At 60.1% G+C, this 7,745-nt stretch carries 8 protein-coding genes; all 8 read left to right on the top strand.

Annotated features, from left to right (window positions below):
• Positions 1 to 504 (top strand): thiamine pyrophosphate-dependent dehydrogenase E1 component subunit alpha (locus AB7S84_RS15405; protein WP_428155563.1); only part of this gene is annotated, 504 nt, incomplete at its 5' end.
• Positions 505 to 534: 30 nt separating this feature from the next.
• Positions 535 to 1,512, top strand: a complete 978-nt coding sequence (locus AB7S84_RS15400; RefSeq protein ID WP_020877431.1) for an alpha-ketoacid dehydrogenase subunit beta — start codon at positions 535 to 537, stop codon at positions 1,510 to 1,512.
• Positions 1,513 to 1,716: 204 nt separating this feature from the next.
• A complete protein-coding gene (locus AB7S84_RS15395) occupies positions 1,717 to 3,726 on the top strand; it encodes a cation:proton antiporter (protein ID WP_428155560.1) in 2,010 nt (669 codons plus the stop codon).
• Positions 3,727 to 3,861: 135 nt separating this feature from the next.
• Complete coding sequence (locus AB7S84_RS15390; protein ID WP_020877428.1) at positions 3,862 to 4,767, top strand: diacylglycerol/lipid kinase family protein; 906 nt, start codon at positions 3,862 to 3,864, stop codon at positions 4,765 to 4,767.
• Positions 4,768 to 5,236: 469 nt separating this feature from the next.
• Positions 5,237 to 6,109, top strand: coding sequence for an ectoine/hydroxyectoine ABC transporter substrate-binding protein EhuB (ehuB, locus tag AB7S84_RS15385; protein ID WP_020877427.1), 873 nt, complete (start codon positions 5,237 to 5,239; stop codon positions 6,107 to 6,109).
• 8 nt (positions 6,110 to 6,117) lie between these two features.
• On the top strand, positions 6,118 to 6,786 hold the full coding sequence (ehuC, locus tag AB7S84_RS15380; RefSeq protein ID WP_020877426.1) for an ectoine/hydroxyectoine ABC transporter permease subunit EhuC: 669 nt from the start codon (positions 6,118 to 6,120) through the stop codon (positions 6,784 to 6,786).
• Positions 6,787 to 6,790: 4 nt separating this feature from the next.
• Positions 6,791 to 7,477, top strand: a complete 687-nt coding sequence (gene ehuD / locus AB7S84_RS15375; RefSeq protein ID WP_428155557.1) for an ectoine/hydroxyectoine ABC transporter permease subunit EhuD — start codon at positions 6,791 to 6,793, stop codon at positions 7,475 to 7,477.
• A 9-nt stretch (positions 7,478 to 7,486) separates the two neighbouring features.
• Positions 7,487 to 7,745: ATP-binding cassette domain-containing protein (locus tag AB7S84_RS15370; protein WP_428155555.1), on the top strand; the 259-nt coding region annotated here is incomplete at its 3' end.

The raw sequence follows: 7,745 nt of genomic DNA, 5'->3' as shown, positions 1-7,745 counted from the left end.
TTTCACGAAGCCCTGAACCTGGCAAGCGTGTGGCACCTTCCGGTGATTTTCGTGTGCGAGAACAATCTGTATGCCGGGGCCCAGCGCTATGAAGAACATACCCGGGTCGAACATATCGCGGATCGGGCGGCGGGTTATGCCGTTCCGGGGGTGGTGGTCGACGGGAACGACGCACTGGCGGTCTATGCGTCGGCAGTGGATGCCCGGGCCCGGGCCATCGCCGGCAAGGGGCCGACGCTCATCGAGTACAAGACCTACCGTTGGCGGGGGCACGGCGAAAGCGATCTTCAGCTTTACCAGCCCAGGGAGGAGATCGCGGCCTGGCAGGCGGCGTGTCCGATCCCGAAACTTCGCGGCGATATGCTTGCCCAGGGACTCATCAGCGCCGATGAATTGGCGGCGATGGAACGGGCGGTCGAGGCCGTCGTGAAGGCGGCCGTTCGCTTTGCCGAGGAGAGCCCTTATCCCGAGCCTCACGAGGCCCTGGAGGATGTTTTCGCTTAAATAATTTCCACGGATGAAAGGAAGGATATCATGCAGCAATTAGGGATGGGACAGGCTGTGAATCAGGCCCTGAGGGAAGAGATGTCGCAGGACCCCGATGTCTTCATCGCCGGAGAGGGCGTGGGCGTGAGCATACACGAAAGCCCGATGCTTCCCACGGCGGGGTTGCTGAAGGCGTTCGGGCCGGAGCGCGTCAGGGACACGCCGGTTTCGGAGGCGGCCATCGCGGGATTGGCCGTGGGGGCGGCCGAAGCGGGCCTGAAACCGGTTGTGGAGATCATGTTCAACCCTTTTTTTACGCTCGCTTCGGACATGATTGTCAACCATGCCGCCAAACTGCGTTACCTGTCGGGGGGCAAGTCGTCCTTTCCGCTGGTGGTGCGAATGAAAGCCGGTGCCGGGTTCGGCGCGGGGTGTCAGCACTCCCATAACCTGGAGGCCTGGGTCGCCCACTGCCCCGGGCTGAAGGTGGTCATGCCCGGCACCCCGGCCGATGCCAAAGGGCTGCTCAAATCGGCCATCCGGGATCCCAACCCCGTTGTTTTCATCGAGGACATGATGCTCTATTTTGTGCCCGGACCGGTTCCCGAGGGAGAGTACCTGATTCCCATCGGAGAAGCCGATATCAAACGGCAGGGCCGGGACGTCACCGTGGTGACGTGGTCCAAGATGGTGGGGACGGCTCTGAAGGCGGCCGAGGAACTGGCCCGGGAAGGCGTCGAAGCGGAGATCGTGGATTTGCGGACCTTGGTTCCCCTGGACACGAGGACCATTCTTTCCTCCGTACGCAAGACCGGCCGCCTGGTGGTGTTGCACGAGGCCACGCGAACCGGCGGTTTTGCCGGTGAAGTGGCGGCCGTGGTGATGGAAGAGGCCTTCGCCGATCTGAAAGCCCCGTTGCGGCGAGTGACCGGCCCGGACATTCCGGTGCCGGCAAGTCCTCCGTTGGAGCGTTTTTACATCCCCGATGCAGCGCAGGTGGTCTCGGCGGTGAAGGAGATTCTGTAGGCAGATCCGCCATATCGGATCACCCCGGGAGAGGGGGAGCGGCACACCCTCTCCCGCCAGCCCCGTGATAAGCCGCGACTCGGGAACGGCGCTTCTCCGGAACCCGGCTTTGGAAAGCCGCTTGACACGGCACCGCGATCCCCATAGACTTGCGCGCGTAATGCCTTCTCGAGGCGATCGTTTACGTGTTCACAAGGAGAAGCCGTGCCCCACATCCCCATGCTGCCCGAGCTGATCGCGGTTTTCGCCTGCTGCGTGGCTGCGATATTTTTTTGTCTTCGAATCAATCTGCCTGCTATTGTCGGCGTCCTTGTCACGGGCATCGTTGTAGGGCCCAGCGGTTTCGGCATTGTGAGCGATGTCCATGCCGTGGAGGGCATCGCCGAATTGGGCGTGATTCTGCTCATGTTCACCATCGGCCTCGAACTCTCCCTGGGTGAGCTCAAGGCCCTCAAGAAACCGGTTCTGCTGGGCGGCGGACTTCAGGTGGTGCTCACCATCATCCTCTTTTTCGAGCTGGACAGCCTCTACGGCAGCAGCACGGGAAGCGCCGTTCTCTCCGGTTTTCTGGTGGCGCTCTCCTCCACCGCCATCGTCATCAAGCTGCTGCAGGAACGTTCGGAGCTGTCCGCGCCCCACGGGCGCATCGCCCTGGCGGTGCTCATCTTTCAGGACATCATCGTCGCGCCCATGATGCTGCTGGTGCCTTATCTGGCCTCGGACTCGCCGGACATGGGCCGATCCCTGCTGATGCTGGCGGTGAAGTCCATCGGGGTACTGGGGGTGATCTGGGTGCTGGCCAGATACGTGGTGCGACGGTTGCTTCTGGCCGTGCTGCGGACGCGAAGCCGGGAGCTGTTTCTCCTGAGCGTGCTGGTGCTGTGCCTGGCCATTGCCATGTTCACGGCATGGGTGGGATTGTCCATTTCCCTGGGCGCGTTTCTGGCAGGGCTCATCATTGCCCAGACGGATTACGCCCTCGCGACGCTGGAAGGGGTGCACCCTTTCCGCGACGTCTTCACCAGCCTCTTCTTCGTTTCGATCGGCATGCTCCTGGATCTCAATTTCATGTGGGAGAACCTGCCGCTGGTTCTGGGGACGGCGGGCATCGTCCTGGTCCTCAAGTCCATTGTGGCGGGCGGAGCGTCCATGGCCCTTGGATATCCCCTGCGCGTCGCCGTGCTGGTGGGACTCTCCTTGTCCCAGGTGGGAGAATTCTCTTTCGTGCTGGCCAAGGTGGGATCGGATGCCGGCCTGCTCTCCCAGGAGCGTTACCAGCTTTTCCTCGCGGTGAGCATCCTGACGATGCTGGCCGCGCCGTTCTGCATACAGGGATCCCATGTCCTGTCCAGGATGGTCTCCGGCATACCCGGGCTCGGCAAATGGCGTGAGCGGAGCCTGGCCCAGAACGGCGTGATTTCCGGGTTGAAGGACCACCTCATTATCGTCGGGTTCGGCCTGGGGGGACGGCAATTGGCCAACACGGCCAAAAGCGCCGCCATCCCTTACTGCGTGGTGGAGATGAACCCGGACACCGTTCGCATGGAGCGTGAAAAGGGCGAGCCCATTCGCCACGGCGACGCGGGGCTGCCCGAGGTTCTCAAACATCTGGGGGTGGAGAAGGCCAAGGTGGTGGCCGTCGTGGTGGCCGACCCCGTCTCGGCCCGCCGGGTGACCCAGGTGGCCAAGTCCATCAATCCCGCTGTCACCATGGTGGTGCGCACCCGCTTCGTTGCGGAGGTGGAGCCGTTGATGGCCCTGGGGGCGGACCATGTCGTGGCCGAAGAGTTCGAGACTTCCCTTGAAATCTTTGCCCGTGTGCTGCGGACGTATCTCGTACCGCATGCCACCATCGAGCAGTTCGCATCCCAGGTGCGTGAAGAAGGCTACCAGGTGCTGCGTCGGGGCGAGCCCATGCACAACCCCATGGCCATGCTGGACAAATCCTTCTCCGGCTTCGAGGTGAGCGGCCTCACTGTGGAGGCCGGGGCTCTGTTGGACGGCAAGACCCTGATTGAAAGCGAATTGCGAAGGAAGCACGGCCTTACGGTGGTGGCTGTACAACGCGGCGGAAAGATCTACGCCAATCCCGACGGCAGCTTCCGTCTGAAAGCCGGGGACGTGGCCTACCTGTTTGCCTCCCAGGAGGATGTGGCCGCCCACAGGGGGCTATTCCAGGTGCGACGCAAGGCCTGGGCCGAGGCGTCGGGCTGATGCCGGGTATCCGAGTGACCGGGAACATCGTGACAGGATTCGCCGGGGGTGATGCCGCTTCCGCGGATTATGGGCGCATTCGGCTGAATAAGCGGGTGGTGAGATTGTGGGCGGATCCCAGGTGAAGGGAGAGTCGTGATATCCTGTCTGGTCGTCGTCAATCCGGCATCGGGTGGGGGCCTGGCTCGGAAACGGGCCGCGATCCTTTGCCGTGGTCTTTCCAGGTCCTGCCGCGTGGCGGTGATCGAGACGCGTCATCGCGGCGATGCCGCAGAGATGACGGCCCGTCGGGGCATGGATGTGGACCGGGTTGTCGCGGTCGGCGGCGACGGCACCCTGAACGAGGTCCTGAACGGCCTGATGCGCATCGGCACCGGTGCTCATGATCGCCCCGAGCTTGGCTTTCTGCCGGCCGGAACGGCCAATGTCGCGGTTCAGGCCTTTGGATTCGTTCAGAACCCCGCGGCAGCCGTTAAATTTTTTCTCGAAACGGATTCCCGACCGGTCGATGTCGGAGTGGCCCGGTTCAACGACGGCGAGCGGGCGTTCCTGCTATGGCTCGGCGCCGGCTTCGACGCCGTCGTGATTGACGCGCTGAACGCCTCCCGCACCGGAAGGATGGGGTTGCCCGGCCTGATATATGGACTCCCCCGGATGACGGCGGCCCTTGGCCGCTATGCCGCACCGCCTATTTCGGTTTCCGTGGACGGGGCGTTTTTGGGCGTCGCCGCGAGTGTTATCCTGGCCAATGTGCGGGTAATGGCGTTTGGGGCCGTCGTCGATGGAAGCGCGGATCCCTTTGACGGCCGGCTCGACGTGGTGGCGGTTCCGCCGGGTTCCCGCCTCAATCTTCTTCGAGTTGTCCGGCACATGATGACATCGGGTCTTTCAACGCTCCATGGCGTTCGTCATCGCTCGGGAATACGGATCCGGTTGGCTGCCGATGACCGGGTGCCGCTTCAACTCGATGGGGAACCGGCGGGGGGTCTGCCCGCTGCCGTTCGGCTGGAACGGGGCGCGGTGCGCCTGCTGCTCAGCTGAACATCAACGGATTCAAGCCTGGACGTGCATCGGCGTCTTCCATTCACCGCCTTTCGATTCAAGATAAGCTCCGTTTGTCGAAAACGGCTGGATAAAGGCGCATTTCTCTGAAATAGATCTCCAACTCCCCATATATGGGGTTCCTCCCACCATAGACCCGCATATAAGCTTTCAGTACAATTGAAAAAAATATTTAATTGCGTTATTTTTCTCAGGTTAACTGCAATGAAGATCTTATCCAACATAAAGCAATTTATATATTTTTATCTGTAGTCGTCAGTAAAAAAGATAAGGTTTCGTGAAAATTCGAACCTGAACGACATTTATTTTTAAATTGATCAGAAAGTATATTCTTGTATGACATCCTTTTTCAACATCGGGGATGTGATTGACGGATATCGCGAAGGGCGGCTTCCGACCCTTTCAAGATGCTTTTTCAGAATACCCATACGCGATGAGGAGGTTCTAAATGATGTTTGCAACAGCACCGCGCAGGCGGCTTTCGTTTTTGGCGATCCTGACGATTTTATCGACGTTTGTCCTTTCGGGAATAACCACTGCGGCCCATGCCGACGAGATCATGGACCGCGTCAACAGCGGTAAATCGATCCGGATCGGTTTTGCCAATGAAGTACCCTGGGCCTACCCGGGGGAGAATCAGAAGCCGCTCGGGTTTGTCAACGCCATCACGATGGGCGTTCTCAAATCGATGGGGTACACCAATATCGAGCCGGTCGTCACCGATTGGGGCGGCCTGATCCCGGGTCTGAAGGCGAATCGCTTCGATGTCATTACCGGCGGGATGTACATCATGAAAAATCGATGCGATAACGTCAATTTCTCAGAACCTATCGGGGTGTTCGGCGAATGCTTCATTGTTCCCAAGGGTAATCCCAAGGGGTTGGGGAGCTATGACGACATCAAGACGAAAAACGCCGTTATCGTCACCGGGGCCGGTTACAGCACCATCGAAAACGCCAAGAGAGCCGGGGTTCCGGCGGGCAATATCATGACGGTCCCCGGCAACAGCGAGATCCTGGCGGCCATCAAGGCGGGCAGGGCCGATGCCGGCGGCATGACCTATTTCTCTGCGCTTCATCTGTCCAGGGAGAGCGGGGGGACGGTCGAGGCCACCGACCCTTCTCTGAATCCCGAATGGACCTTCAACTGGGTCGGCGTCGGCTTCCGAAAAGCCGATACCGAATTCCTGGCGGCCTTCAACACGGCCCTGAAGGCATACCTGGGATCCGATGAGATGATGAAGGCCGTTCAGGAGTACGGCTACGGCAACTCCCAGCTTCCCGGCGATGTGACCACCGCCTATGTTTGCGAGAATCGGTAGTCCGGACGATGCAGGAATACGTCGAATTTCTATTGGCCTACTGGCCGCGCTTTGCCGACGGCGCCGTCGTGACGCTCCAGCAGGCGGGATTGGGTACGCTTCTGGCTGTTGTCGTCGCCTTGACGACGGGGTTTATGAAGATGTCCCCGATCCTGCCCGTACGCTGGCTGGGGATCGCCTATATCGAGGTCTTTCGAGGGACCTCGCTGCTGGTGCAGCTCTATTGGATTTTTTTCGTATTGCCCCTTTTCGGCCTCACCCTGGGAAAATTCACGGCGGGATTTCTCGCCCTGGGATTGAACCTCGGCGCCTATGGGGCCGAACTGGTCCGGGGCGGCGTGCAGTCGGTTCCCCGGGGACAGTACGAAGCCGCCATCGCCCTCGGCATGGGGCCGTTCAAACGGATGCGTCGGATCATTTTCCCCCAGGCCCTGCTGAACATGCTGCCGCCGTGGGGAAACCTGTTGATCGAGCTTCTCAAGTCGACGGCGCTGGTCGCCCTGATATCCGTTTCGGACCTGATGTTCGAGTCCAAACAGATCAACATGACGACCTTTCAGTCCGCCCAGGCCTTCGGTACGGCGTTGATCATCTATTACGTAATGGCGCGATGCATTATCACGCCGGGAATGCGGTGGCTGGAGCGCCGACTTGCCCTTAAACTGAGTAGAGGATAACGCCATGTTTGACTGGAAATGGGATTTTACGATCCAGATTCTGCCCCGGCTCCTGGAGGCCACCCTCAATACGTTGATGGCCGCGGGATTCGGCTATCTCATCGCGCTGGTGGTGGGACTTTTCTTCGCCCTTGCCCAGCGGACGCCGTTTCGGCCATTGACGGTAATAATCCGTGAATTTGTCGAGATGATTCGGTCCACGCCGCTGATACTGCAGATCTTTTTCGTCTTTTACGTGGGGCCGCAGTTCGGCGTCCGTCTTTCGCCCTGGACCGCCGGCATGACCGCCATCGGTCTGCACTACGCCGCGTATCTTTCCGAGGTTTATCGAGCCGGGCTCGATAGCGTGCCCAAGGGGCAGTGGGAGGCGTGCATCGCTCTTAATCTCAGCGTCCCGCGAACCTATTTTAAAATCATCATTCCCCAGGCGATCCCCAACATCATTCCGGGCCTCGGCAACTACCTGGTGGGTATCTTCAAGGACTCCCCCATGCTCTCGGTCATCGGCGTTACGGAACTGTTTCACGTGGCCACGGCCATCGGGGCCGAGACCTATCGATTCCTGGAGCCTTACACCCTGGTGGGGGCGATCTTTCTGGCCATTTCGCTGCCGGCGGCGATGTCCATCCGGCGGTTCGAGGACTGGGTGCGTGCTTCGCTGGGGATGAAAAAACTTTACACAAAGGATTGATTAACGGTGATGGAAAACAAGAAATTTCCCCTGGAGTTGACAGGGCCCGAAATTCCTATGGTGCGGTTCGACCGGGTATCGAAGCGCTACGGAGACCTGACCGTCCTCGATGCCCTGGACCTTGACGTTCGAGCCAATGAGATGGTCGCTATCATCGGGCCTTCCGGGTCGGGCAAGACAACGGTATTGCGCATGTTGATGGCCCTGGAACTGGTGGATGAGGGCGTCATCTACGTCGACGGAACCCCGATGACGCACATGCCGAAAA

Source organism: Desulfococcus sp. (assembly GCF_050178255.1).
Taxonomy (GTDB): Bacteria; Desulfobacterota; Desulfobacteria; order Desulfobacterales; family Desulfococcaceae; genus Desulfococcus; species Desulfococcus multivorans.
The sequence above is the reverse complement of the archived record's forward strand: the minus strand, read 5'-3'. Positions and strand labels throughout refer to the sequence as shown.

What these genes read in the sequence shown, in the direction of transcription:
- ehuD (WP_428155557.1), top strand. Translation starts at nt 6,791, where the DNA reads ATGTTTGACTGGAAATGGGATTTTACGATCCAGATTCTGCCCCGGCTC.
- AB7S84_RS15400 (WP_020877431.1), top strand. Translation starts at nt 535, where the DNA reads ATGCAGCAATTAGGGATGGGACAGGCTGTGAATCAGGCCCTGAGGGAA.
- ehuC (WP_020877426.1), top strand. Translation starts at nt 6,118, where the DNA reads ATGCAGGAATACGTCGAATTTCTATTGGCCTACTGGCCGCGCTTTGCC.
- ehuB (WP_020877427.1), top strand. Translation starts at nt 5,237, where the DNA reads ATGATGTTTGCAACAGCACCGCGCAGGCGGCTTTCGTTTTTGGCGATC.